General features: G+C 41.3%; 25 protein-coding genes, 2 rRNA genes and 1 pseudogene (1 of these 28 running past the window's edge). 14 read left to right on the top strand and 14 right to left on the bottom strand.

Going from position 1 to position 26,780, the window contains the following annotated elements; genetic code table 11:
* Positions 1 to 82 precede the first annotated feature (82 nt).
* Complete coding sequence (locus L4F92_RS05320; protein ID WP_250364485.1) at positions 83 to 2,977, bottom strand: DNA translocase FtsK; 2,895 nt, start codon at positions 2,975 to 2,977, stop codon at positions 83 to 85.
* A 1-nt stretch (position 2,978) separates the two neighbouring features.
* Entirely contained in the window at positions 2,979 to 3,458 is a 480-nt protein-coding gene (gene lrp, locus L4F92_RS05315) for a leucine-responsive transcriptional regulator Lrp (protein WP_103852795.1), read from the bottom strand.
* 236 nt (positions 3,459 to 3,694) lie between these two features.
* On the opposite strand from lrp, the gene L4F92_RS05310 reads away from it, so the two are divergent.
* Entirely contained in the window at positions 3,695 to 4,030 is a 336-nt protein-coding gene (locus L4F92_RS05310) for a hypothetical protein (RefSeq protein ID WP_250350402.1), read from the top strand.
* Positions 4,031 to 4,044: 14 nt separating this feature from the next.
* On the opposite strand, the gene L4F92_RS05305 is transcribed toward L4F92_RS05310, so the two are convergent.
* The 3 genes from L4F92_RS05305 to L4F92_RS05295 are packed head-to-tail and all read right to left on the bottom strand — an operon-like array spanning position 4,045 to position 6,495.
* Entirely contained in the window at positions 4,045 to 5,397 is a 1,353-nt protein-coding gene (locus L4F92_RS05305) for an anti-phage deoxyguanosine triphosphatase (RefSeq protein WP_250364484.1), read from the bottom strand.
* Position 5,398: 1 nt separating this feature from the next.
* Complete coding sequence (locus L4F92_RS05300; RefSeq protein ID WP_250364483.1) at positions 5,399 to 6,085, bottom strand: CidB/LrgB family autolysis modulator; 687 nt, start codon at positions 6,083 to 6,085, stop codon at positions 5,399 to 5,401.
* A complete protein-coding gene (locus L4F92_RS05295; RefSeq protein ID WP_250364482.1) occupies positions 6,082 to 6,495 on the bottom strand; it encodes a CidA/LrgA family protein in 414 nt (137 codons plus the stop codon). Before L4F92_RS05295 ends, L4F92_RS05300 begins: the two co-directional genes overlap by 4 nt.
* A gap of 123 nt (positions 6,496 to 6,618) precedes the next feature.
* Between L4F92_RS05295 and L4F92_RS05290 the strand changes: the two genes are divergently transcribed.
* The 4 genes from L4F92_RS05290 to L4F92_RS05275 are packed head-to-tail and all read left to right on the top strand — an operon-like array spanning position 6,619 to position 9,402.
* Entirely contained in the window at positions 6,619 to 7,152 is a 534-nt protein-coding gene (locus L4F92_RS05290; RefSeq protein WP_250364481.1) for a thermonuclease family protein, read from the top strand.
* Positions 7,142 to 8,341 carry an aminotransferase class V-fold PLP-dependent enzyme gene (locus L4F92_RS05285; RefSeq protein ID WP_250364480.1) on the top strand — a complete coding sequence of 400 codons (1,200 nt, stop codon included), beginning with the start codon at positions 7,142 to 7,144 and terminating at the stop codon, positions 8,339 to 8,341. The genes L4F92_RS05290 and L4F92_RS05285 overlap by 11 nt, the downstream gene beginning before the upstream one ends.
* 4 nt (positions 8,342 to 8,345) lie before the next feature.
* Positions 8,346 to 8,735, top strand: a complete 390-nt coding sequence (locus L4F92_RS05280) for a SufE family protein (protein ID WP_250364479.1) — start codon at positions 8,346 to 8,348, stop codon at positions 8,733 to 8,735.
* 58 nt (positions 8,736 to 8,793) lie between these two features.
* Positions 8,794 to 9,402: a hypothetical protein gene (locus L4F92_RS05275; RefSeq protein WP_250364478.1), complete on the top strand. Its 609-nt coding sequence runs from the start codon at positions 8,794 to 8,796 to the stop codon at positions 9,400 to 9,402.
* 45 nt (positions 9,403 to 9,447) lie between these two features.
* On the opposite strand, the gene ycfP is transcribed toward L4F92_RS05275, so the two are convergent.
* Entirely contained in the window at positions 9,448 to 9,987 is a 540-nt protein-coding gene (gene ycfP, locus L4F92_RS05270; RefSeq protein WP_250364477.1) for an alpha/beta hydrolase YcfP, read from the bottom strand.
* Between the two features lie 110 nt (positions 9,988 to 10,097).
* Complete coding sequence (locus L4F92_RS05265) at positions 10,098 to 11,015, bottom strand: ATP-grasp domain-containing protein (RefSeq protein WP_250364476.1); 918 nt, start codon at positions 11,013 to 11,015, stop codon at positions 10,098 to 10,100.
* 199 nt (positions 11,016 to 11,214) lie between these two features.
* Here L4F92_RS05265 and L4F92_RS05260 point away from each other — a divergent pair, with 199 nt between their 5' ends.
* Together L4F92_RS05260 and argA are read left to right on the top strand one after the other, a co-directional pair.
* Positions 11,215 to 11,478 carry a GrxA family glutaredoxin gene (locus L4F92_RS05260; protein WP_250364475.1) on the top strand — a complete coding sequence of 88 codons (264 nt, stop codon included), beginning with the start codon at positions 11,215 to 11,217 and terminating at the stop codon, positions 11,476 to 11,478.
* 120 nt (positions 11,479 to 11,598) lie between these two features.
* The gene (gene argA, locus L4F92_RS05255) at positions 11,599 to 12,912 is read left to right on the top strand and encodes an amino-acid N-acetyltransferase (protein ID WP_250364474.1); all 1,314 of its coding nucleotides are present in this window, start codon (positions 11,599 to 11,601) and stop codon (positions 12,910 to 12,912) included.
* A 42-nt stretch (positions 12,913 to 12,954) separates the two neighbouring features.
* On the opposite strand, the gene L4F92_RS05250 is transcribed toward argA, so the two are convergent.
* Complete coding sequence (locus L4F92_RS05250; RefSeq protein WP_250364473.1) at positions 12,955 to 14,403, bottom strand: NAD-dependent succinate-semialdehyde dehydrogenase; 1,449 nt, start codon at positions 14,401 to 14,403, stop codon at positions 12,955 to 12,957.
* A gap of 377 nt (positions 14,404 to 14,780) precedes the next feature.
* Here L4F92_RS05250 and dksA point away from each other — a divergent pair, with 377 nt between their 5' ends.
* From dksA to treC, 6 genes are all read left to right on the top strand, one after another.
* Complete coding sequence (gene dksA, locus L4F92_RS05245) at positions 14,781 to 15,218, top strand: RNA polymerase-binding protein DksA (RefSeq protein ID WP_250350415.1); 438 nt, start codon at positions 14,781 to 14,783, stop codon at positions 15,216 to 15,218.
* Between the two features lie 119 nt (positions 15,219 to 15,337).
* Positions 15,338 to 16,834 (top strand): polynucleotide adenylyltransferase PcnB, encoded by a 1,497-nt coding sequence (gene pcnB, locus L4F92_RS05240; protein ID WP_442778767.1) that lies wholly within the window; start codon positions 15,338 to 15,340, stop codon positions 16,832 to 16,834.
* Positions 16,834 to 17,328, top strand: a complete 495-nt coding sequence (folK, locus tag L4F92_RS05235; RefSeq protein ID WP_250364471.1) for a 2-amino-4-hydroxy-6-hydroxymethyldihydropteridine diphosphokinase — start codon at positions 16,834 to 16,836, stop codon at positions 17,326 to 17,328. The genes pcnB and folK overlap by 1 nt, the downstream gene beginning before the upstream one ends.
* A gap of 31 nt (positions 17,329 to 17,359) precedes the next feature.
* A complete protein-coding gene (gene treR, locus L4F92_RS05230; RefSeq protein WP_250364470.1) occupies positions 17,360 to 18,304 on the top strand; it encodes a trehalose operon repressor TreR in 945 nt (314 codons plus the stop codon).
* Between the two features lie 288 nt (positions 18,305 to 18,592).
* Complete coding sequence (gene treB / locus L4F92_RS05225) at positions 18,593 to 20,011, top strand: PTS trehalose transporter subunit IIBC (protein ID WP_250364469.1); 1,419 nt, start codon at positions 18,593 to 18,595, stop codon at positions 20,009 to 20,011.
* Positions 20,012 to 20,024: 13 nt separating this feature from the next.
* Positions 20,025 to 21,704, top strand: coding sequence for an alpha,alpha-phosphotrehalase (gene treC / locus L4F92_RS05220; RefSeq protein ID WP_250364468.1), 1,680 nt, complete (start codon positions 20,025 to 20,027; stop codon positions 21,702 to 21,704).
* A 455-nt stretch (positions 21,705 to 22,159) separates the two neighbouring features.
* Here treC and L4F92_RS05215 read toward each other — a convergent pair whose 3' ends face one another.
* The 4 genes from L4F92_RS05215 to L4F92_RS05200 form a co-directional block, all read right to left on the bottom strand.
* Positions 22,160 to 22,645, bottom strand: coding sequence for a phage virion morphogenesis protein (locus tag L4F92_RS05215; protein ID WP_250364467.1), 486 nt, complete (start codon positions 22,643 to 22,645; stop codon positions 22,160 to 22,162).
* Positions 22,646 to 22,676: 31 nt separating this feature from the next.
* A complete protein-coding gene (locus L4F92_RS05210) occupies positions 22,677 to 22,865 on the bottom strand; it encodes a hypothetical protein (RefSeq protein WP_250364466.1) in 189 nt (62 codons plus the stop codon).
* Between the two features lie 158 nt (positions 22,866 to 23,023).
* Positions 23,024 to 23,713: a PBECR3 domain-containing polyvalent protein gene (locus L4F92_RS05205; RefSeq protein WP_250364465.1), complete on the bottom strand. Its 690-nt coding sequence runs from the start codon at positions 23,711 to 23,713 to the stop codon at positions 23,024 to 23,026.
* Positions 23,710 to 23,874 (bottom strand): phage minor head protein, encoded by a 165-nt coding sequence (locus tag L4F92_RS05200; protein WP_250364464.1) that lies wholly within the window; start codon positions 23,872 to 23,874, stop codon positions 23,710 to 23,712. Before L4F92_RS05200 ends, L4F92_RS05205 begins: the two co-directional genes overlap by 4 nt.
* A 412-nt stretch (positions 23,875 to 24,286) precedes the next feature.
* Here L4F92_RS05200 and L4F92_RS11120 point away from each other — a divergent pair.
* A pseudogene (locus tag L4F92_RS11120) lies at positions 24,287 to 24,542 on the top strand (lipopolysaccharide kinase InaA family protein).
* Between the two features lie 211 nt (positions 24,543 to 24,753).
* On the opposite strand, the gene rrf reads toward L4F92_RS11120, so the two are convergent.
* Positions 24,754 to 24,869 (bottom strand): 5S ribosomal RNA (gene rrf, locus L4F92_RS05195).
* 113 nt (positions 24,870 to 24,982) lie between these two features.
* Positions 24,983 to 26,780: ribosomal RNA gene (locus tag L4F92_RS05190) — 23S ribosomal RNA — on the bottom strand (it continues 1,101 nt past the right edge of the window).

The following is a 26,780-nucleotide window of genomic DNA, read 5'->3' as shown; positions in this document are numbered from 1 at the left end:
AATAATGGGAAATCATTGTGTTAATCAGACAATCAAATGTCCCATTTGTTGCATTTTTTACGTCATTTTCTGAAAGATTAAACTAATAATCTGAGCGACGAGCTAAAATTTCACGTTTTCCATTTTGCAATGGTGATACGATGCCCTGTTCTTCAAGCTGATCCATAATGCGTGCGGCACGGTTAAAGCCGACACGGAAACGACGTTGAATTGATGACGCAGAGGTTGTGCCTGTTTCGATCACAAAATTCATCACTTCATCAAAAAGATCATCAAGATCGCCCTCATCACCACTGCGAGCGACTTCCCCTTCTTCCTCATCAGCACTGTCTAAAATGCCATCAATATAATCAGGTTTGCCCCTTGCTCGCCAATCATCAGCCACTCGAGCCACTTCATCATCACTCATAAAGGCACCGTGTACACGAACTAAATCAGATGACCCTTGCCCTGAATAAAGCATATCTCCTCGACCTAATAGCGTTTCTGCTCCGCCTTGATCAAGAATGGTACGAGAGTCAATTTTACTTGCCACGGTAAAGGCAATACGACTTGGAATATTGGCTTTAATTAAGCCCGTAATGACATCCACTGAAGGACGTTGCGTAGCCAAAATTAAATGAATTCCAATAGCACGGGCTTTTTGTGCAAGGCGAGCAATAAGCTCCTCAATTTGTTTTCCTGCTACCATCATAAGATCGGCAAACTCATCTACAATCACCACAATATAGCTGAGTTTTTCTAAGGCTGGCGGCATTGTATCCATCGTATCACCCGGACGCCAAATTGGATTTGGAATAGGCATTCCCATTGCGTTATATTCGTCAATTTTTTCGTTATAGCCTTCAATATTACGCACTCGCAAAGCGGATAATAATTGATAGCGACGTTCCATTTCGTCCACGCACCAACGCAATGCATTCGCTGCTTTTTTCATATCGGTAACGACTTCGGTAAGCAAGTGAGGAATGTCATTATAAATAGAAAGCTCCACTACTTTGGGGTCAATCATAATAAATTTTACTTCTTCAGGTTTCACTCTAAAGAGTAAACTTAAAATCATCGTATTCACCCCAACGGATTTCCCTGACCCCGTTGAACCGGCAACTAATAAATGAGGCATTTTTGCTAAATCAACAATCACTGGATTGCCACTGATATCTTTTCCTAATGCCATTGAAAGCAAGGATTTTGATTCACGGAAAGCAGGGCTATCTAGCACATCACGCAGTGGCACCATTTGGCGGTGTAAATTCGGGGTTTCAATGCCAATATAAGGCTTACCCGGGATCACTTCAGCAACACGAATTGAGCGGAACATTAACGCACGAGCTAAATCCGTATCAATATTGGTCACTTTTGAGGCCTTTACTCCGGGCTGCAATTCCAATTCATAGCGCGTTACCACGGGGCCTACCAACACATCTTTTACACTTGCTTTCACATTAAAATTGCGTAATTGTTGTTCAATTCGTTGTGAGGTTTCCAAAATTTCCTCACGGGTGATATTTTGCTCTTCCACTTCACGCTTATCTAATAAATCTAAACTTGGCAGTGGTGTGGTCGGTTTTTCCGCTTTTTTCACTTGTTGTTGAAAGGCAGGGTGAATTAATGAATCCCCATAAGGTTTGTAAGCTGGCTGGCTGACCTCTGATTTACTCTCCGTCGGCTGAGTGTGCGTTGTTGGTAATTTTTCGGTAAGAATATGCGTTAGGGCTTCCTCTGCATTGATTTCCTTTGCGCGCTGTTCCATCTCCGCTAAACGTTGTTGTTCTTGTTCTGCAAATTGACGTGCCAATTCATCCATTTCATTCTCTTGCTCTGCCCAATTTTCTGTTTCTGAATGGTTTTCTGAGGAATAATCAGGAATGGATACCTTTAATTCAGGTTCTTGCGTTATTGCAGAAAATTCAGTGGAAAAATCCACCGCACTTGGTAAATCAGCCACATTTGGTAAATCTGTCTGCACCGCTGAATTTTTCTGTGCTACAACAGGTTGAACAGGCTCAACCATTGTCTGTTCTGTGCTTACGCCAATTTGTGTAGCTGGGCTTGTTACTGTACTTGCTTGAGGAATACGCACATTCGGCAATGGCTCTTCTTGCCCTACATCATAATTGGAAAGGGATTCCATTTGGCGCGGATCAAAAAACTCTTGGTTATTGGAAACGGCTTGGCTTTGATTATGTGCAAGTGGCACTTCTGGCTGAACAAATTCTTGTAAGCCACTAATTTGAATAAAGGTTTGGTTATCTTTATTTTGCTCTTCGCTTGCTTCGCTTTGCTCTGCATTTTCATTTTGTAATGACGAAATTGGCGCTGGCTTTTGGATAATAATTTCTTCTAAAGGCTCAGATTCGCTGTTTGCTTGCGGCTCAGTTGGCATTGCCATCGCAGGGGTTTTATCTTCATTCATTGTAAGCCAATAGTAAAATCTGATGAAAAGCTGTATCAGCGCCTTACCAGAACATAAAATAAACCCAGCGATTGCAGACAATAAGGCACATAAAATCACCCCCGCTTTACCCAAAAGAGGATAAAGCGCAACCACCAAGCTTCCACCCAACACCCCACCAGCCAGATAAGCGCTGGTATTAGAGAGCAATAACGTCGCTAATGCAGTTAAGCCACTAAAGAGTAAAACGCCTCCGAAAGTGCGAAGAATGGCTTTAATCCAAGTGATCTGAGTGAATTTTTTCGTTTTGAATAAATAAATAGGCACAAAGCATAAAATAAAAGGAATTAAATTGCCGATATGTCCAAACAAGGTGAAAAATAAGCCGATGAGCCAAGCACCCAACGCCCCTGCTTTATTGAGGGTTTCAGGCTGCGAGGAAGACACCGCCCACGTGTTATCAAAAGGGCTGTAACTTGACCAAGCAATAATCAAATACAAACCAAATAAAGAAATGACACCTAAACACAATTCTGCAATATATTGTTTTGGTGTGAGTTTTGCTGTAATTCGTTTAATCATCTTATTTTAATTGTAAAAAATTGGTCTGTTTCACTTCTTCCATTACCACATAGGTACGGGTATCATTCACGCCGGGCAAACGCAATAAGGTTGTGCCAAGCAATTTGCGGTATGCTGCCATATCCGCTACACGCGTTTTGAGTAAATAGTCAAAGTCCCCCGACACCAAATGGCATTCTTGAATTTCATCAAGCTGTTGCACCGCTTCATTAAACTCTTCAAACACATCGGGTTTTCCGCGTACGAGGGTAATTTCTACAATCACCAACAAGGGCGAATCCAATAATTCAGGGTTAAGCAACGCACGATACCCCATAATCACGCCTTGTTTTTCTAAGCGTTTTACACGCTCTAAACAAGGGGTTGGCGATAATCCGACTTTCTTAGAAAGGTCAATATTAGAAATTTTGCCATTACGTTGTAATTCGTTAAGAATTTTTATATCAATGGCATCAAGGGCTTTAGGTAATTTTTTTTCCATAAAATTTTCCACCGTAAACGACGGTAAAATACCGCTTAAAATAGAAATAACGACTAATTTTACACTATTCTATAAAATTTTATAGGGAAACTTCAGACTTTAAAAACGAAAAATCGCTCAAAATCACACCGCACTTTCACATAATGCCCTTATAAAAATAAGGTGAATTGGGTATTCGGCTTTGTTTTAATTGGATCGATAATTCAATCACTGATTGATAACAACTCATACTTACTATGGAAAATCCATTCATTGCGCGTTGGAGTACGCAAGGCAATACCCTTTGTTTAGGGCATTGGGAAATTTTTTATCAAGACAAGCCACTTGAAATCCCAGAACAAAAACGCGAACACGATATGGGAACAAGGGGAATTTATAATTTCATCGATCCCACAGATGAACTTTACTTAGAGGGGCTTGATGAAGATGATTGGATTCTTGCTAATATTGAATGGCTAAGTGATGTGTTTATTGCTGCGGATATTCCATTAGAAGAAAATTATATGCGCTGGTTTTATCAAGCGGTAAATAAAGACGATTGGCGTTGCGGAAGTTGTGGAGGCTGTATTTAGCCTCCCTTGTTGAATTAAAGCTGTTGATACACTTTGATGGCATAAGCATCCGACATTCCCGCGATATAATCACAAATAATCCGTTTTTTCTGATTCAGCGCTGCATTTTTCCAACGCGCTGCCGTATTACGGGGTAACAGGCGTTCCGGATCGCTCTCAAAAATTTGAAACATTTCTGTTAGCATCCGCTGCCCTTTATATTCAATGCGTTGCGTATTAACATCACGAATCACATATCGCCAGACAAAATCGGTAAACACTTTCAACACGCTAATTACATCTTCTGGCAATTCCGCATTATAACGTAATAACGGGTCATCAAACTCAGGATGAATTTTCCACCGCACATTGGTAATAAAATAATTTACCAATGCCCCAATGGCATTTTTACGTTCATAATGGTGGGCTGAAAACAGTTTTGCACTCAGGCTTTCAATATTCGCCTTAATCCATTGAGAAGGGCTATTTTTAAGCTGCAGCAATGCCTCTTGCCATTGATGTAAATGAATCACCCCAACCACAATGGCATCTTCCAAATCGTGGACGCCATAAGCAATATCGTCCGCTAATTCCATAATGCTACAATCTAAAGATTTATAGCAGGTTTTTAGTGTTTGCTGCGGCATTGTTCTTGGTTTGCTAAATTGCTGAAAAAGCTGGCGATCTTTTTCACTTAATGGTGCTAATAGCCAGTGAAACATTTCAACATCATCGCGAAATATCCCTTTTCCCGGCTTCCAATCCGCAATTTTGGCATACAAGGGATTTTCACTTCCTTGCGGCAAAATTTCGCCATACTGCGGTGAAGAACAATCTAAAATGGCGGGATATTTCACCACACCAAGTAAGGTTCGGCGGGTTAAATTCATTCCTGCATTTGCAGTATAAGGCTCTAACTTGGTTAATAAGCGGAAAGTTTGTGCATTGCCTTCAAAACCACCGTGATCTCGCATCATATAATTTAATGCCACTTCACCACCGTGTCCAAAAGGCGGATGCCCTATATCGTGAGCAAAGCATAGGCTTTCAATCAGATCATTAGAAGGTAATAAAGGCTTTAACTGTTTTTGTAAAACGCTTTTGTCTATCTTTAATTGCTCGGACAAATGAGCGAATGCTTCGGTAAATTTAAGCTGTGCGACCAAGCTGCTACCAATTTGCGCCACTTCTAAAGAATGGGTTAAACGTGTGCGGTAAAAATCATTTTCACCTACTGCGTGAATTTGCGTTTTGGCTTGTAAGCAGCGAAAGGCTGCACTGTGTAAAATACGTCCACGATCTCGACGAAATGGTGGACGATGATCTTTTTCTCGCGGGTTATCTGGGATATAACGTTCGTGCCAAAGGCTATTCACTACATTTTTCATTCTACACAACCCAAAAATAAATGAATTTGAATACAAAAGGGGCAAAAATGGAACTTAGAATACCACAAAGCACTAAGGCGATTGAGCTATAATTCCCCGCTTTAGGATCGACTTCCATACAACTCACCGTACCTAAAACGTGCGAAACAGCACCAATGGAAAGCCCAATGGATTCCGCATATTTTATTTTCATTACTTTCAAAATTACATAGCCAAACATTGAGCCTTGTAGTCCTGCAATCAATACGGCTGCCGCGGCAACGGCAGGAATACCACCAATATTTTGTGCAATTTCCATCGCAATGGGCGTGGTAACTGATTTCGGTAAAATGGTCGCGACAATTTCCGGTTCTGCCCCTAATAGCAAGGCGAGTAGCGCGCCCACTAGCATAGAGAATAGCGAAGAAAGTGCGGTGATAAATAAGATCGTTTTCCAATATTCTTTAATTTGGCGAAATTGTTCATATAAGGGCAAGGCTAAGGCAACCACACTCACGCCTAATAAATGATTTAGCGGCGTATTACCAGCCATATAATCGGTATAAGGTACATCAAACATTACTATAATACTGATCAACATTGCCACGGTAAGGATAAAACTATTAAAAATAATTGATTTCAAACGCTTACTAATTTGTAATGCAACACTAAACACCACAAGGGTGAGCAAAGTATAGGCGTAAATCATCTACTCTCCTTAGCCCGTTTTTTCAAGACTTTTTTGCGTAATCCAGCAAAAGACTGTTGGGAAAAAAGATAATCCGCCAAAATGCCACTTAGCACTAATGTCAGCATTGTCGCAACCACATTAGGAATTAATAGCACCTTGGCCTGACGGAGTAAAAGATCAGAATATTGAATAATCCCCACGCTTACTGGTACAAACAGCACCGCCATATAACGCATTAACAGGCTTGCACCTGCAAAAATCCAATGCACTTTAATCACTTGTAACATTAAGCAGGTGAATAATAAAAGCAATCCCCAAATACTCCCCGGTATGCCAATAGGAATAAAACGAGCGATTTGCTCACCGAGAAAAAGCATTAAAAAAAGAATCGCAAAAGAACGTAATAACTGAAAAATCTTCTGGGTCATACCGCTACAAATTTGTTAATTGACTAAAATCACAATAATTCTACTCTTATTTTATTCGTTTTGTTATGGCTTTTCGTTACAATAAGGAAAATTTCAAAAGTTTTTAAAATCAATGTGATCAGAATGTTAAAAAAGCGTTTCTTGTTCTTTATTATGATACTATTTTGGCTTCCCCAAGCCAATGCGACACGCATCATCCCTTGCCGTGTGGTTGCGATTTCTGATGGCGATACGTTCCGTTGCTTGCTTGAAAATAACAAACAGATCAAAGTCCGTTTAGACAGCATTGATGCCCCAGAAAAGAAACAACCTTTTGGTAATAAATCGCGTCAAGCGTTAGCAAACCTGATTTATAAACAATTTGTTCAGCTTCAAATTACAGGCTATGACCGCTATCAACGTACACTCGCGACGGTGTTCAACCAACAAGGTCAAAATGTAAATCTTATGATGGTAAAGCAAGGAATGGCGTGGGTGTATGCTCGTTATGCAAAAGATCAACACTATTTTACCGCCCAACAGCAGGCACGCTCACAACGCATCGGCTTATGGCAAGATCCGCAACCCATTCCACCTGAACAATGGCGAAAAATACAAAGTGAACAGCGTAAACAAAAACGCCAACAAAAAGAGAAAGGATTATTCTATGGCTTTTAATCCCGCAGAATTTAGGAAAAATTTCCCTTATTTTCAACAACCTAACGCAGCCGTTTATTTCGACAGCGCAGCCACTAGCTTAAAACCGCAAGCCTTGATTGATGCGACGGTTGCTTTCTATCAATCCGCCGGATCGGTACATCGCAGCCAATATGATGAACAACAAACCGCGCGCTATGAACAGGCTCGTTCTAGAGTGAAAAAACTGCTCAATGCAGAAAGTGAACAAAGCATTATTTGGACATCAGGCACCACGCACGCCATTAATTTGGTGGCTAACGGCTTATTACCACAGCTTACGCCACAAAATGAAATTATCATCAGCGAAGCGGAACACCACGCCAATTTTGTTAGCTGGCAACAGTTAAGCCAAAAAACAGGCGCGAAACTAATCGTCCTCCCATTGCAGACTAACGGCGTTATTGATGATCGTGCATTAAAAAGTGCGGTGCAAAAAACCTGCAAAATTGTGGCATTAAATATGATGTCGAATGTAACAGGTGTGGTACAGCCTTTAGCCGATCTCATCCCCATTATTCGCCGCCAAAGTAACGCGTTAATCTTAGCTGATGCAGCACAAGCCATTCATCATCTCCCGATTGATTTACAACAGCTTGATGTGGATTTTCTCACCTTTTCGGCACATAAAATCTATGGCCCCACAGGGCTTGGCGTTTTAGCCGGAAAATTGACCGCACTTAACCGACTTCAGCCTTTGCTATTCGGTGGAAAAATGGTTCAGAAAGTCAGCCCACAGCATACCGAATTTGCTGAACTGCCTTATAAACTAGAGGCTGGCACGCCCAATATTGCTGGGGTAATCGGCTTTAATGCGGTGCTAGAATGGCTGGAAAAATGGGATAAAAATGCCGCACATCAGTATGTGGCTCAATTAAGTAAAAAAATCATCGCGCGCTTGCAACAATATCCCACTTGTCAGCTTTTTGCGTATCACGATCACAGCCCAATTATTAGCTTTTTATTTAAGCATATTGATCTTTCTGATCTCGCTACCCTTTTAGCCGAACAAAATATTGCCTTACGCGCAGGCGAACACTGCGCACAACCTTATTTGGCAAGGCTTGGACAACGTGGTACATTACGCCTTTCTCTTGCCCCTTATAATAATGAGCAAGATATTGAACACTTTTTTAACGCCTTGGATAAAGCTTTAGCACTGTTAGATTAATGCAATGAGAACAAAAATAAAAAACGCTAAAAACTGGGAAGATCGCTACCGTTTCATCATTCAAAGCGGAAAAATGCTCTCTCGCCCAGATGAACAAACCCTTGCTCAAATGCAACCTATTTCTGGCTGTGAAGCCAAGGTTTGGTTCAAATTTGAAGAAAAAAACGACCGCACTTTCCTATTTAATGCCTTCAGCGAAGCACGCATTATTAACGGCTTGCTTTGGCTGATTTTGCAAGAAATTAACGGCAAAACAGCGGCACAATTACAATCTTTTGATTTAACCGCTTATTTTGATGAACTTGGGATCGCACAACGATTGAGCCACTCTCGCTTAAATGGTTTAAAACAAATTGAACAAATTGTGCGAAATTTAGCAACTTGTACAAATTAAATCTGTCGAAAATAAAAAACTTGCTATAATCGCCACAAGCAATTTATCAGGAAAAAGAATGAAAAAGAAACTTGTCGCATTTTTAATTTCTACCTTATTTTCCAGCGCCCTTTGGGCAGATTGGAAAATGGTCGGCAATGCTGATTATAACTGGGGGCCGTTTCAAATTTACACCTTAAGCCTCTATTCTGAGACAGGCCATTATCAAGAAAATCAACGCCCGTTAATGCTCTCGTTCAATTTTGATAAACCCGTGGAAGGCAAAAGTTTCGCCATTAGTTTAATCAAAGAAATCAACGCCCTCAAGATAGAAGGGGATACGGATAATTGGCTCGCGGAATTGCAAAAAATCTTTCCCGATTTCTCCCCTAATGATGTATTAAGCTACATTGCCTTGCCAAACAAGGGCTATTTTATTTTAAACGACACCGTGCTAGACAAAGAATTTGGTGATGCCTTTAACCGTGCTTTTATCACCAGCGCTTTATCACCAAAAGGCAGTTACAGCAAAATTTTACCACAGCTAATCGGCAAGGAAAAAAGTACTCACAGTAAAGAAGAACCTTTACTTAATACCCCAGATGTAGAAAAAATTGATGAAGATGAATTAAAACCCCAACTGCCTCCACAATTTGAATTTCAACAACAAACACGGGAAGACGGTTAGATAACAAATAAAATCGGGCGGATAATTCCAATCCGCCCGATTTTTTTATCCTGCTTTAAAGGCTTTAATTTGTTGTAAATGTTGCGAAATTTTTTTGAATTTATGCCCTTCGTTTTTATCCCAAACGATCTCATAAAAAGGGGAAAGGGTTTCCGCGCTACGCTGCGCATCTAGCACATCATCTTGCGTAGCAAGAAATACTAAGCATTTTCCTTTATTTTTTAAACGGAAATTTTCAACGCATTTTGTTGCAATATCTTGATATTCTTCGGGGCGATCAATTCTGCCTTGCATATTTTCATAGGGAAACAAATTCGGATTAAAAATTGCCTGCTTAATACCACATAAAAAGCCTATGCGTTCCGCCCAATAACCACCAAGACCAACACCGCAAATGAGTGGGGTTTTATCATTGCTTTCTGACACGAATTTATGCACTTCATTGAGTAAAAATTGCATATCATAACGTGGATGTAAGGTGCTGTAATTGATGAATCGAACATCGTCATCAATAAATTTTAACTGCATTATTTTTTCGTGATTACCCGGGCTATTAGAGTCAAAACCGTGCAAATAAATAATCATAAAAACCTCACCTAGTTAAATTGGGCGGATGCCGTTAGAAACCGCAAGAATTGCGAGAAAACGGCTTTATTAAAACAAAAAATACGCGATTTTTCTACCGCACTTGCTATTTATTCATTATTTTTTGATCTGGCTTGGCTTTTTCGCTCCAAATGCAAAATCATTTGTAATGCAATATCCAAACCGCTGGTTTTTTCGATCATTTCTAAGCCCGGGCTAGCATTAACCTCTAACACTAACAAACCTTGCTGTGAGCGAATTAAATCCACTCCAGCCACATCTAAGCCTAAAGCTTGGGTAGCTGACAGGGCAATCTGTTTTTCTTGCTCACTTAGCCACACTTGTTCACCTGTTCCTCCACGGTGGATATTCGCGCGAAACTCGCCTGCTTGCCCTTTACGCTCCATTGTCGCAATCACCTTACCCCCAACCACAAAACAACGTACATCACCACCTTGTGCCTCGCGAATAAATTGCTGCATTAAGACGGGAACGCCAGAGTGATTAAGCGTTTCTACAATACTGCTGGCACTACTTTGGCTTTCCGCTAAAATCACACCAATGCCTTGTGATCCACTTAAGGTTTTCAAAATCGTTGGTGAGCCGATAAGTTCAAGGCTTTGTTTAGCCTGCGTTTCATTACCCGCCAGCAAAGAAGGCGGAACAGCAATACCTTGCTGGACTAAAATTTGCAAGCTCCGCCACTTTTCTCTCGCGTTTAAAAAAGGCTCAACATCATTTAAACAGGCGACACCTTTTGCCTGAAAATGTTGCAACACCGCACAGCCCATCTGCGTGCTAGTCGCCCCAAATCGCGGCAACACCCCATCATAATCGGGTAATAAATAAGGTTCTGTGTCGCGATTTGGCTGATAATACAATTCAAAGTGCGGTGTATTTTCGCTAAGTTTTAGCACAAAACGGTTTGGATCAAGAATATCTATTTGATGTCCACAACTTTCAGCCGCCTCTTTCAAACGCTGACAGCTATAAAGACGAGGCTCACGGCATAACATTAATAAGTTCATTTTTCCCTACTTTTACAAGATAGACGTTATCAGAGTGCAATGTTGATATATTACACCAATTACAACAATGCCAAAAAACTCCTTTATTCTTTTTGCCATAATCAGTACAATTTACACAATTTTTTATCTTGCTAAGCATTTTGTCTCTATTGAATTTTTATCTAGCCAATATGCTTAGCCTCAACAGAAGGAAATCATTATGTTCGTTGTTATTTTTGGTCGCCCCGGTTGCCCTTATTGCGTACGTGCAAAAGAGCTTGCTGACAAATTAAAAGAAACCTTAAGCGATTTTGACTATCGTTATGTGGATATTATCGCAGAAGGTATCAGCAAAGCTGATTTATCTGCTTCCGTAGGTAAACCGGTCGAAACCGTACCACAAATTTTCATTGATGAAAAACCAATAGGAGGTTACACCGATTTTGCGGCATTAATGAAAGAACAATTCAACGTAGTAAACTAATTGCTAAAAAACAAAGTGCGGTGAAATTTCACCGCATTTTTTATCTCAGCAAAATTTCCCTTGCATATTTTCAAAAATGAATATAAATTCAAGATAAATGAATAATTATAAAAGGAAGTTATGCGTAGCACCGAACTTGTACAGTGGTTTCGACAATCCACGCCCTATGTAAATATGCACAGAGGCAAAACCTTTGTGATTATGCTTGATGGCGACACCATTGCCAGCCCAAATTTCATCAATATTATCAATGACATTAGCCTACTCCACAGCCTTGGCATTAAATTAGCTATTGTGTTTGGCGCAAGGTTGCAAATTAATTATCTCCTTGAACAACAAGGCATTACACCAACGTACCATAAAAATATTCGCATTACCGATCCCCATAGTCTTGACGTAGTGAAACAGGCAGTAGGTAAATTAAATTATGATATTGCCGCCCGTCTTTCCTTACGCTTACCTCATTCAGCGGTGATCAATGTCGTGAGTAGCAATGTTATTTTGGCACAACCGATTGGCGTAGATGAGGGGGTTGATTATCAACTCAGTGGAAAAATTCGTCGTATTGATAGTGAAAAAATTCAGCAACAACTCGATCAGGGATCCATTGTGCTACTCGGTCCCATCGCCCCTTCTGTAACAGGGGAAACCTTTAATTTACCTTTTGAAGAAATCGCAACACAAGTGGCAATCAAACTTAAAGCAGAAAAACTGATCGCGTTTTCTAATACACAAGGTATTTTAAATGATCAGCAAGAAACCATTGCCGATTTGTTACCCCAAGAGGCAGAAAAATATTTAACTCAATTGATTTCCCAAAATCAATATCACAGCTCGCAAGCCCGCTTCTTGCAGGCGGCGATTGAGGTTTGTCGTGCGGGGGTAAAACGTTCTCATTTATTAAGTTATGAAGAAGATGGTTCATTGCTACAAGAACTGTTTACTCGAGATGGTGTGGGAACGCAGCTTTCAATGGAAAATTCAGAACATATTCGCCTTGCCAACGTGGCGGATATTCCCGCATTATTGGAGCTTATCCACCCATTGGAACAGCAAGGCATCTTGGTTAAACGTTCTCGTGAGCAACTTGAAATGGAGATTGCAAATTACACCATTATTGATCGTGATGGTGTAATCATTGCTTGTGCAGCACTTAATATTTATCCACAGGAAAAAATGGCAGAAATGGCGTGCGTTGCGGTTCACCCTGATTATCGTAATTCTTCTCGCGGCGATATTTTATTAGAAGCCATTCAAAAACGAGCAAAAGAACAGCAAATTGAGAAATTATTTGTCCTCACCACGCGTACAGTACATTGGTTTCAAGAACGAGGATTTTACTTAGCTCAGGTAGAAGATCTGCCCGTAGAAAAAAGAGAAAAATACAATTATCAGCGTCGTTCCAAGATTTTGATTCAACATTTAGAGGCATAACATCACAACAAAGGGGCAACATTTGCCCCTTATTTTTGCACTTTATTTTATGCCTAAACAAAGGTATTTTAGCTCTAAAAATTCATCTATACCATAACGAGAACCTTCTCGCCCAATACCTGATTCTTTCACTCCACCAAATGGGGCAAATTCATTCGTAACCAATCCTTCATTAATGCCCACGATACCATATTCTAAGGCTTCTGAGACTCGCCAAATACGATGAATATTTTGTGTGAAAAAGTAAGCTGCTAGCCCAAATTCGGTATCATTTGCCATTGCGATGCCCTCTTCTTCCGTGTCAAACTTAAAAATTGGTGCTAAAGGAGCAAAGGTTTCTTCTTTAGCAACTAACATTGTCTGGTCAACGTCTTTTAAAACAGTGGGTTGAAAAAATGTGCCACCAAGATTGGCAGGTTTACCGCCAAGTACAAGTTTCGCCCCTTTTTGTAACGCATCATCAATGTGACGCTGTACTTTATCCACAGCACTTTGGCGGATTAATGGCCCCATTGTTACATTAGGTTCATTGGCTTTACCCAAGGTAATTTGTTGTACTTTTTCGCTGAATTTTTGCAAAAATGCCGCATAAATTCCCGATTGTACATAAATGCGATTCGTACAAATACAAGTTTGCCCTGCATTACGGAATTTAGACGCAAACACACCTTCCACGGCAGTGTCTAAATCCGCATCATCAAATACCAAAGCTGGGGCATTGCCTCCCAGTTCTAAGGATAATTTTTTCACCGTACTCGCCGATTGTGCCATTAATAGTTTGCCCACCTTGGTTGAACCGGTGAACGTTAATTTGCGAATAATTGGGCTTGCTGTAAGCACTTTTCCAACTTCTACGGCTTGGGTGGTAGGAATGACATTCAACAAACCTTTTGGCAACCCCGCTTGGCTGGCTAATTCCGCGAGGGCTAAGGCAGATAATGGGGTTTCAGGTGCAGGTTTTAGCACCACGGCACAGCCAGCCGCCAAAGCAGGTGCAGCTTTTCTGGTAATCATAGCATTAGGAAAATTCCAAGGGGTAATGGCAGCCACCACACCAATAGGCTGTTTTATTGCCATTAAACGATGATGACCTTTATCTGACGGCAACATATCCCCTTGAATTCGCTTTGCTTCTTCGGCAAACCATTGGATAAAACTTGCCCCATAAAGCACTTCACCACGACTTTCAGCAATCGGTTTTCCTTGTTCTAAACTAATGAGTTGTGCAAGCGCTTCTTGATGTTGCAACACCAAATCATACCAATGGGTTAAAATCTTCGCTCGCTCTTTCGGCAATGTCTGTTTCCACTGTTTCTGTGCTTGTTCCGCGGCTAAAATGGCACGTTCTGTTTCTACTACACCTAAATCGGCCACTTGGCAAATTTCTTGTTGTGTTGCAGGGTTTAGCACCGCAAAAGTTTGCCCATTTGCACTTTCGACATATTCACCATTAATATAGCCTTTTGTTTTGATTAATGAAAATGTTTGCATTTTGTCTCTCTCTTTTTGAAAAACGATGCTTAAAAGATACTCGCGCAATTAAAAGCTTGTCTAGTCTTTTTTTATGTTTTCCTCGCAATTAGCCATTTTGAATGCTGGCATTTTGTTAGCTAGATCGCAAAATTGAGATTTATTTTGTAAAAATATTTTTTCTTATGTAAATTTATTTGCCAATTGCTCAAAGTTCTGATATTTATACCGCTCTTTAAAAAGAGCCTAATTTTGAGATGGAAATAGGCTCTCCTCAAAAAGTCTTAACTTAACGCGAAAGTGCGGTCAAAAATATAGCTGAATTTTGCTATTCCTATGGTGATAATGAGGTCAGTTATACTAAGTTAAAATGGATGAATTACTATTAGGAGATACCAATGACTCAATCCTCTTTAAGTTTATTAGCGTTAGCCGGAGTGGAGCCTTATCAACCAAAAGAAGGTGAAGAATATATGAATGATGATCAAATTCTTCACTTTAGAAAAATCCTTGAAGCGTGGCACGCACAAATTCAAGAAGAAACCTCACGCACTGTGGCTTATATGCAAGATGAAGCATCAAACTTCCCTGATCCCGCAGATCGCGCCACGCAGGAAGAGGAATTTAGCTTAGAATTACGCAATCGCGATCGTGAACGTAAATTAATGAAAAAAATTGAACATACACTGAAAAAAATCGACAGTGGCGATTTCGGCTATTGTGATTCCTGCGGTATTGAAATTGGTATTCGCCGCTTAGAAGCTCGCCCAACCGCCGATCTTTGCATTGATTGTAAAACCTTATCTGAAATTCGTGAGAAACAGATGATCGGCTAATGCGCCGACATAAAGAGGTTTATTAAGTTACAAAGTGCGGTAATTTTTCACCGCACTTTTGATTAATGTCATTTCGCTTTTTAAGCAAGGGGTTCGCTATTTTAACCTTAATTAAAAATCTGTTTAAAAAGAAAACAGATAACGCAACACAAGAAACGAGCTCGAAAAAAATTTCCCATAAACGAGCAAATAAAAAACAGATTAAAGCCAGCCCTAGCAAAGCTAGACCTGCTGTGGCTTTAGTAGAAAATGCCACGTCACGAGAAAAAAAACCACAAGGCAAAACAGCTCATCGCTCTCAGAAACATATTATTAATGCGTCACAATATGGTATTCAACCGAGAATGATCAGTAAAAATGCACTTACGGTGGTGCAAAAATTACAACGTCACGGTTATGAAGCCTATGTGGTAGGCGGCTGTTTGCGAGATTTGTTACTGGATAAAAAACCCAAAGATTTTGATGTGGCAACCAATGCCCGTCCAGAACAAATTCAAGCCATTTTTCAACGCCAATGCCGTTTGATCGGTCGCCGTTTTCGCTTGGCACACGTGATGTTTGGACGTGATATTATCGAAGTCGCCACTTTCCGTGCTAGCCATTCTGAACATAATAACGAACGCCAATCTAAGCAAAGCGATGAAGGAATGTTACTGCGTGATAATGTGTACGGCACGCTAGAACAAGATGCGGAACGCCGTGATTTCAGCGTAAATGCCCTTTATTATAATCCGCAAGATAACACGCTGCGTGATTTCTACAACGGCATTGAAGATATTAAAGCGGGCAAATTACGTTTAATTGGTGATCCCGTCATTCGCTATCAAGAAGATCCTGTGCGTATGTTGCGTGCCATTCGCTTTATAGCAAAATTGGATATGTTTTTAGAAAAGCCGACAGAAGCGCCAATCAAACAAATGGCACACCTATTACGCAATATTCCGCCAGCTCGCTTATACGATGAGGCACAAAAACTCTTACAAACAGGTAATGGCGTAAAAACCTATCATCTACTGCGCCAATACACCTTGTTTGATCAGCTTTTCCCAACGCTAATGCCTTATTTCACTGAAAAGCAAGATAGCTTTGCAGAGCGAATGATTTTGACTGCGCTCACCTCTACCGATGAACGCATTGCCGATAAATTACGCATTAACCCCGCCTTTTTATTTGCCTGCTTTTTCTGGTATCCATTAAGAGAAAAAGTGGAAATGCTGAAAAATGAAGGTGGCTTAAATAACCACGATGCCTACGCCTTAGCCAGCAACGACATTCTTGATCAGCTTTGCACAAGCCTTGCTGCACCGCGCCGCCATACTGGGGTGATTCGTGATATTTGGTTCTTACAATTACAATTGCTCAAACGTAATGGTAACGCCCCAATACGTGTAATGGCGCACCCTAAATTCCGCGCAGCCTTTGATTTGCTCGCAATGCGCGCACAAGTGGAAGGGGGGGAATCCATTGAATTGGCAACTTGGTGGCACGAATATCAATTTAGTAATGACGCACAACGTAACGAGTTGCTGAAAGCGCATCAAAAACGTCATCCAATCGCAAAGAAAAAACGTTATCGTCCAAGAAGACGTAAAACCCAGAAAGAGCAAGTTATATAATGAAACAGGTTTATATCGCTTTAGGCAGTAATTTAGCTACCCCAGTGCAACAATTAGAAAACGCACTGCACGCGTTAGGGCAACTGCCTCACTCACAATTAATGCGCGTCAGCCATTTTTATCAAAGCAAGCCTTTAGGGCCACAAGATCAACCTGATTATGTCAATGCGGTAGCCTGCCTAGCCACTGCATTATCCCCATTAGCATTACTTGATGAGCTGCAACGTATTGAGCAAGAACAAGGGCGTGTCCGTTTACGCCGTTGGGGTGAACGCACCTTAGATTTAGATATTCTGCTTTACGGAGACGACATCATTCAATCTGAACGCTTAACGATCCCACATTATGATATGCAGAATCGCGAATTTGTTATCGTGCCATTGTATGATATTGCCCCTAATTTAATCTTGCCTGATGGTAAAAAAATCGTAGATCTCGTACAAGGTTTCAGTAATCACGAAATGAAAATACGGCAAAAAAGCACCGCACTTTAAAAAGAGCGCCTTCTCTGCATAGGATTGAATAATGGCAAAAAAACTCACGATTAAAGATATTGCTGCCTTAGCTGGCGTAGGAAAATCAACAGTTTCTCGCGTATTAAACCAAGATAGCAACGTGAGTAAGGAAACACGCGAGAAAATTCAAGCGATTATTCAAGCACATAACTTTACCCCTTCGCAATCTGCACGGGCGATGCGTGGGCAAGGCAACCCAATGATCGGCATTATTGTCACGCGTTTAACGTCTAATGCGGAAAACCAAGCCCTTTCCGCAATGCTCCCTCTACTCTACGCGGCGAACTGTGAACCCATTATTGTAGAAAGCCAAATGGAAATGCACCGTTTGCAGGAACATCTCAACTTCTTTCAACAACGCCGTGTTGATGGTGTCATTTTGTTTGCGTTTTCAGGTTTAGAAGAACAAGATCTGCAAGGTTGGGAAAAAAAATTAGTGGTTATTGCACGCCATTATGTGCAATTTTCTTGTGTGTACTATGATGAACAACGTGCCGTAACCCTGTTACTTGAAACCTTGCATCAACAAGGTCATCAAAAAATCGCTTATCTTGGTGTACAAGAAAGCGATATGACGACAGGTTACTTGCGCCATCAAGCCTATCTTCGCTTTTGTCAAGCTCATCAGCTTTCACCTTATGCCGTGCTAGGTGAGTTAAGCTATGACAGTGCTTATCAATTAGCAAGTGCGGTGGATTTTTCGCAAATTTCTGCCATTGTCTGTGCCACCGACACCTTGGCAATCGGAGTAGTCAAATGGTTGCAAGAACACCAAATTACTCACATTCGCGTAGCTGGCATCGGTAACAATCCGCTATTACGATTTCTCTTCCCTCAAACTTTGAGTGTCGATCTCGGCTTTACTACTGCCGGTAAACAAGCAGTCAAACAACTCTTTCATTTACTGAAACACAAAGAAATTAAGGCGAATTGCATTGATTGTGGGTTGGTTTAGATCTTTTTACGCTATTTGCCATATCTCATTTTTCCGTAAAATAATGTCTTTTTATTACAATGAAATACAGACGATCAAGATGAACAATAGCCAAATTGATACGAAAGAAAAGGTTAAAACAGTGCATTTTCACGCTATTTGGCGTATTCAATCTCCGTTTCATTCATTAATTCCCCTTCGTTGCATCTAAATCTGTGATTTAGATCACAGATTGGGAACGTTCCCATTGAGAGAAAAATAAAAATGCGTAAGATACGCACGAACATTTTTTAGACGAAAGGAAAAATTATGGCAAAGAAAATTCATCCTCAATATATTACCCAATTAATCCAGTTAATTGGTGGGAAAGAGAATATTGCCACAGCGAGCCATTGCATCACGCGTTTACGTTTCGTGTTAAATCAACCTGAAATTGCTGATGTGAAAGGCATTGAAGCGTTGCCTATGGTGAAAGGCTGCTTTACCAATGCTGGGCAATTTCAAGTGGTGATTGGGCCTGAAGTGGATCTTTATTACCAAGAATTGCTCAAACAAACGCAAATTTCTGAGGCAAATAAAGAGCAAGCGAAAATCGCTGCACGCCAAAATATGAAATGGTATGAACAATTTATCTCACATTTTGCGGAGATCTTTATTCCTCTTTTACCTGCCTTAATTAGCGGAGGGTTGATTTTAGGTTTCCGCAATGTAATTGGGGATATTCCAATGTTTGACGGCAAAACCTTGGTGCAAACACACCCAATGTGGGCAACTATCCATTCTTTCCTATGGTTAATTGGTGAGGCGATTTTCTTCTATTTACCAGTGGGAATTTGTTGGTCCACCGTAAAAAAAATGGGAGGCTCACCCATTTTGGGGATCGTGCTTGGGGTAACCTTGGTTTCACCACAATTAATGAATTCTTACGAACTTGGCTCAAAAATTCCTGAAATGTGGGATTTCGGTTGGTTCGCTATTGATAAAGTGGGTTACCAAGCGCAAGTTATTCCATCAATTATGGCGGGGTTAGCCTTAGGCTGGATCGAAACGCGCTTACGTCGCATTGTGCCAGCTTCATTGAATTTAGTGATTGTGCCTGTTACCTCGTTAATTATCACCGTATTCCTTGCGCATTCTATTATCGGCCCTATTGGTCGTGAAATCGGTAATGGCGTGGCTTATGTCGTCCGCGCAGGATTAACAGGCAGTTTCGCGCCAATCGGTGCAACGTTATTTGGCTTTCTTTATGCTCCATTAGTTATCACGGGGGTTCATCAAACTACCCTCGCCATTGATATGCAAATGATTCAAAATATTGGAGGCACGCCCGTATGGCCAATGATTGCCCTTTCAAATATCGCACAAGCGTCTGCGGTGTTAGCCATTGTAATTGTAAGCAAAAAAGCCAATGAACGTGAAATTTCTGTGCCAGCAACCATTTCTGCTTACCTAGGTGTTACCGAGCCTGCAATGTATGGGATCAACTTGAAATACCGTTTCCCTATGCTTTGTGCAATGATCGGCTCAGCTTGTGCAGGTCTAATTTGTGGCTTAAATGGCGTGCTGGCAAACAGTATTGGTGTGGGTGGTTTACCCGGCATTCTTTCCATTCAATTACCATTCTGGGGTGTGTTTGCCTTTGCGATGGTGGTTGCCGTGGTTGTGCCACTCATTTTAACAATGATCGTGTATAAACGTCGTGCTGCCAATGGCACACTTCCACAATAACAGCGAGGCAAAAATGATAGAAAAAAATACCGCACTTTCTCACCCTCAATGGTGGAAAAACGGCGTAATTTATCAAATTTATCCAAAAAGTTTCCAAGATACCACCGGCAATGGCATTGGTGATTTACAAGGCATTATTCAGCGCTTAGATTATTTACAAAAACTGGGCATAGATGCCATTTGGATCACGCCAATTTATGTGTCGCCTCAAGTAGATAATGGCTATGATGTGGCAGATTATTGTGCCATCGATCCCATTTACGGCACAATGCAAGATTTTGAGCAACTGGTTTTTCAAGCGCATCAACGTCATATCCGTATTATTATGGATATGGTGTTTAATCACACTTCAACGGAACATCAATGGTTCAAAGCGGCACAAGATCCACAAAGCCCTTATCACCAATTTTATATTTGGCGAGGGGATGATGCCACTACCCCACCAAATAACTGGCGTTCTAAATTTGGTGGCAACGCATGGAAATGGAATGAACGCGTGGGCAAACATTATTTACACCTTTTCGCCACAGAGCAAGCAGATCTGAATTGGGAAAATCCACAAGTGCGGTCAGAATTACAAAAAATTTGTCATTTTTGGGCAGACAAAGGCGTAGATGGGTTACGTTTAGATGTCATTAATCTGGTTTCCAAGCAACAAGATTTTCCTGATGATAATCAAGGTGATGGACGTCGTTTCTATACCGATGGCCCACGCATCCACGAATTTATGCAAGAATTAAGTCGCGAAGTGTTCCAACCTCGTAACTTAATGACAGTGGGTGAAATGTCCTCCACCCGCCTTGAGCATTGTCAGCAATATGCCAATCAGCAAGGTTCAGAATTATCAATGACCTTTAATTTCCATCATTTGAAAGTGGATTATCCAAATGGTGAAAAATGGACACTCGCCAAACCTGATTTTGTGGAATTAAAACAAATTTTTAATTATTGGCAACAAGGAATGCACGGCAAAGCGTGGAATGCACTATTTTGGTGTAACCACGATCAACCACGCATTGTTTCGCGTTTTGGTGATGAAGGCAAATGGCATCAACAATCAGCCAAAATGCTAGCAATGGTATTACACGGAATGGAAGGCACGCCTTATATTTATCAAGGTGAAGAAATTGGAATGATTAATCCAAACTTCTCGAAAATTGAGCAATATTGTGATGTAGAAAGCCTGAATATGTTCGCTGAACTGCGTGAACAAGGAATGGATGAAAACCTATTAATAAAAATTCTGGCACAAAAATCTCGCGATAATAGCCGCACACCAATGCAATGGAATAATGGCACTTACTGCGGGTTCAGCCAAGTTGAACCTTGGATTGGTGTTGGACAAACAGAGATTAACGTAGAACAGGCTTTGGCTGATGAACAATCGGTATTTTATACTTATCAACGCTTAATCGCCTTACGCAAACAATATCCAATTTTCATTGAAGGAAACTACCAAGATCTCAATCCAACTTCACCAAACCTATGGACTTATTTGCGTGAAAGTGCGGATGAAAAATTGTTAGTTTTAGCCAATTTAAGTAACGAGCCACAACACATTAAACTGCCGGAAAACTTGGCAAACCAGCAATGGATATTACTTGAAAATAGCCATATTCAGGTAACTGAACCTCAAGTAACAAGCCAGTTCACACTTGAACCGTTCCAAGGACTGTATTTCTATCAAAAATAAAAATTTGTAGAAAAACTACCGCTCTTTGCTCTGTGCTTGATACCTCAAGTGCAGAGCATTTTTAGAACATTTATTTTGTATTTAAATCCACTTTCTCGCATTGTCGTTTCTTCGTCACTTACTTCATTTTTTGCTACTTAACTGAGCTATTCATTACAAATGGTATGCGCAGATATTCAAACTTTCTTCGTTATCACTCAGTTATAAGTCTAATTTCCTAAAAAGTCCTCATTCATCCAATGAAGACAAACATAACGAGAAAGAGAAAGGAGAAAAGAAGTGTTGACGTTCAGCACAGATTTAAGTGCAAAGAATAAATAAAAAGGTAAAGAGAGTAGCAAACCCATTTTAAAACCGTTTTAAATCGCTTTAATTTGTTTTAAAAATTTTGGAATGATAAATTGTACCCATAAAAGAAAAAATCGCACAATGTGCGATTTAGGGGCTAAATAGCATTATTTTATCAAACGCTGAAAATAGGCTTGTACGTCCTCTAAAATATCCGCTTCATCTTGTGGGGTTAAAACCAGAAATGGACGAGCTGGGATATTGCTCCCCGGGTGATTAACGGATTTTCGCACAATGCCCCCAAAGCTCAAGGCTTTTTTGGTTACTGCCTTAATCTTATGGGGCTTGGTTTTTCCGCCAAATTGATGAATAGCGGCATAAGCAAAATTCGTGCCAACAATAGCTTCATCATTATCCCAACTGGCGCGAATACTATTACGTAACGCCCCACTATCAATCAAAGGCGAACCATTCGGGCGAGATTTTACCCCCAACCATTTGGGGCGCCCACCTGCCTGAAAGTTTTGATCTACCGCCGATTGCATTGTCCCCGCAATGACACGCATTAAAGGGGCGTTATAACGCACACCTTGGCTTAAGCGTTCCAATAGCTCAAACACTTCTTTTTCGTTGTTGATTTTTATTTCGATCATAATACCCCGTGTGTATTTCGTTTATATCGCCTTATTCTGTTTTTAACGGATAGTCTTCAATAATGCGTAAGCATCTTAAGTATTCACATAGCGCAGTAAAACTGTCAGGGGTTTGCGCTATGTTTTTCAGCAATGCGGCTTTAATCTCATCTTTTTCCTGTAGGCTCAAAGCTAAGGGTAAGTAAGCCTGCCAATTTTTGTCGTTAAGTAATGTTTCCATTGCATCTCCTATTGTCATTAAAAATAAAAAGGGGTATAGTCATCATAGCCACTAGAAAAGCGATGAATCTCCCGATCGCAGCCTGTTTGAATAGCCTCAAAGCTACTTAAATGTGCGAGAGCGTGTGTAGGTGTAGGGAGCCCTACCTAGTGGCTAATTTATAATTTTCCTCGTCTAAATGACTGCACAAAGATTTCCTTTTCTAGCACTTTAATTACGGCTATATAGCTTTTACCATCAATGGTTTTATATAATTCAAAATGCTTCTTCTGTTTTCCTTCCTTAATAAGATCTGGCTGATAGATTAATTCAGGCAATACGGCATATTCTTCCGCCTCAAAGTTTTGCCCCTCTCGACTACTAAACTGCTTAATCAAAGTATCATCAGACAGCCACACGGTTGCCGTTTGGCTAGCGAGTTTGGCTTTATCTTCTGCATTTAGCACCCCAGCAGTAAATTTATATTCACGGCATAGCTGGTTACGGATGGCAGTCAGTTGCGTGCTATTCGGTTTATCACCTAATTTTAATGCCTGTTTAGCGGTATTAAACTCTTTTTCAAATTGCTTAAAATCCCATTTAAAGCCAGTACCACTCATTTCCCGTTTAGTAAATTGGTGAGCGAGTTTTTCGGGGTACAGGTCTAAATTGGGTTTATAACTTGTGCGCCCTACATTGTAATCAAAGCCACGGTCAGTAATCACCCAACGATCTTCATTGACCTTAAACGCCGTGGTTTTCTCGGTTTCTCGTTGGTTAATTTTACGCTCATATTCCACCAATCGCCCTTCACTTTGGCTCACGGTTAAATTACGCCGCTTAATATCCCGCTCGGCAAGGGCAATCACCGTACAACGGCAATTAAAGCCATTAGGCGGGTAAAAGGTGTGCCAGATGGATCATCGTAGGCATATACTAAACCATTCATCGCACTATGACTTGGACGGGTGCGATCATCATTGACGGCACTATATTGCCAATAAGGGCGACTATCTACATTATCCCGCATTTGTTGATACCACTGAGCAAAATCACCATCCTCAAAAAAGCAATGATTTTGGCGAGTAAATAATTAACAAAAAAGCACCACACTTACAAAATCGCTCAAATATGACTTATTTGAGTGAATTTTGGGTATTACGCGTAAAAAAGACAGCCCGCTATAAAGGAGAGCAAAAACCAGAGCAAGTAGCCGCTTATCAACATACATTGGAACAATGCGATGAATATTAAGCCGTTTTATTGATGAAACAGAATTGGATACCTTTTATTACCGCCCTTATGCCTAATAAAGTGCTAAACGATACCTGCGCACATCACCTGTTGCAGCTCAAATCAAAGAGCAAAATAGCTTAATTACATTCACGATTTATTCAGCTACGATGGATAGGCGTTTATTTGAAGCAGGGTTTGAATGAGTATTGCGACTAATCCGTCAATTACATGATCGACAAATTTGCCACACCAACCTCAACACCCATACTATTTTAGTACAACATTTCGCCACGCCAGAACAAAAATATTGGCTCTTAGAAATGCACAGAAAAATCGGGTAATAGTTGGAAAGCCCAAAATCTAACTAAATTACACCGCTCTTTTAATAAAAAGGCAAATAAACTGGCAATTCAATTTACTCAGCCAGATTGGAATGAAATTTTAGTTGGATATCCTAAATAATTTAGCAGCTATATAAATCCTTTTCTCTTATTTTGAATAAAAATAGAAATTTTTATTTGACCTTGCAAAAAGTGAATTTCAAAAATTTAATAGCCTACTTAGATTTCAAGCCTCTTTTATCTTTTGAGCCATAGAGTGAAAATATCCTCCTCCCTCCAAAAATGGAAAAACGCCACTGAGTTCCCTCAATGGCGTTCTTCTTTCATTCAAAACCTGGCGGTGCCCTACTCTCACATGGGAAACTCCCACACTACCATCGGCGTTACAGCGTTTCACTTCTAAGTTCGGCATGGATTTAGGTGGGTCCACTGCACTAACGCCGCCAAGATAATTCTTTCGCTTATCTAAAGCTTATCTCTCTTATCTACAGACTTCAAAGCCTTCCGCTCTAAAATCTCTACTCTCTCAATCAAAAACAAGCCAAAACCCTTGAGTGTTGTATAGTTAAGCCTCTCGGGCAATTAGTACTGGTTAGCTCAACGACTCACATCGCTTACACACCCAGCCTATCTACGTCTTAGTCTCAAACAACCCTTACCAACTTAAAGTCGGGGAGAACTCATCTTAAGGCAAGTTTCGTGCTTAGATGCTTTCAGCACTTATCTCTTCCGCATTTAGCTACCCAGCAGTGCCTCTGGCGAGACAACTGGTACACCAGTGATGCGTCCACTCCGGTCCTCTCGTACTAGGAGCAGCCCCTCTCAATTCTCCAACGCCCACGGCAGATAGGGACCGAACTGTCTCACGACGTTCTAAACCCAGCTCGCGTACCACTTTAAATGGCGAACAGCCATACCCTTGGGACCTACTTCAGCCCCAGGATGTGATGAGCCGACATCGAGGTGCCAAACACCGCCGTCGATATGAACTCTTGGGCGGTATCAGCCTGTTATCCCCGGAGTACCTTTTATCCGTTGAGCGATGGCCCTTCCATTCAGAACCACCGGATCACTATGACCTGCTTTCGCACCTGCTCGACTTGTCTGTCTCGCAGTTAAGCTTGCTTATACCATTGCACTAACCTGACGATGTCCGACCGTCATTAGCAAACCTTCGTGCTCCTCCGTTACGCTTTGGGAGGAGACCGCCCCAGTCAAACTACCCACCAGACACTGTCCGAACACCCGTTTCAGGCGCTTCGTTAGAACATCAAACGTTAAAGGGTGGTATTTCAACAACGACTCCACGATAACTGGCGTTACCGCTTCATAGTCTCCCACCTATCCTACACATCAAAATTCAAGGTTCAGTGTCAAGCTATAGTAAAGGTTCACGGGGTCTTTCCGTCTAGCCGCGGGTACACCGCATCTTCACGGCGATTTCAATTTCACTGAGTCTCGGGTGGAGACAGCCTGGCCATCATTATGCCATTCGTGCAGGTCGGAACTTACCCGACAAGGAATTTCGCTACCTTAGGACCGTTATAGTTACGGCCGCCGTTTACTGGGGCTTCGATCAGGAGCTTCTCTTTCGATTACACCATCAATTAACCTTCCAGCACCGGGCAGGCATCACACCCTATACGTCCACTTTCGTGTTTGCAGAGTGCTGTGTTTTTAATAAACAGTTGCAGCCAGCTGGTATCTTCGACTGGTTCATGCTCCATTCGCAAAGAACTTCACACTACGCCAGCGCACCTTCTCCCGAAGTTACGGTGCTATTTTGCCTAGTTCCTTCACCCGAGTTCTCTCAAGCGCCTGAGTATTCTCTACCTGACCACCTGTGTCGGTTTTCAGTACGGTTTAGTAAAGCCTGAAGCTTAGTGGCTTTTCCTGGAAGTGTGGTATCAGTTACTTCAGCTCCTTAGAGCCTCGTCATCATCTCTCTGTGTTGACAGTAGACCGGATTTGCCTAGTCTACCCACCTACCAACTTAAACGTACATCTCCAACAGTACGCTAACCTAACCTTCTCCGTCCCCACATCGCAGCTTTACCAAGTACGGGAATATTAACCCGTTTCCCATCGACTACGCTTTTCAGCCTCGCCTTAGGGGCCGACTCACCCTGCCCCGATTAACGTTGGACAGGAACCCTTGGTCTTCCGGCGAACGGGTTTTTCACCCGTTTTATCGTTACTTATGTCAGCATTCGCACTTGTGATACGTCCAGCAAACCTCTCGATTCACCTTCTTCCGCTTACACAACGCTCCCCTACCCAACAATCTTTCGATTGATGCCGCAGCTTCGGTACTATATTTTAGCCCCGTTACATCTTCCGCGCAGGCCGACTCGACTAG

The sequence above is a fragment of the Avibacterium sp. 21-595 genome (assembly GCF_023611905.1).
In the GTDB taxonomy this organism is placed as follows: domain Bacteria; phylum Pseudomonadota; class Gammaproteobacteria; order Enterobacterales; family Pasteurellaceae; genus Avibacterium.
This window is presented reverse-complemented; position numbering and strand designations above follow the sequence as displayed.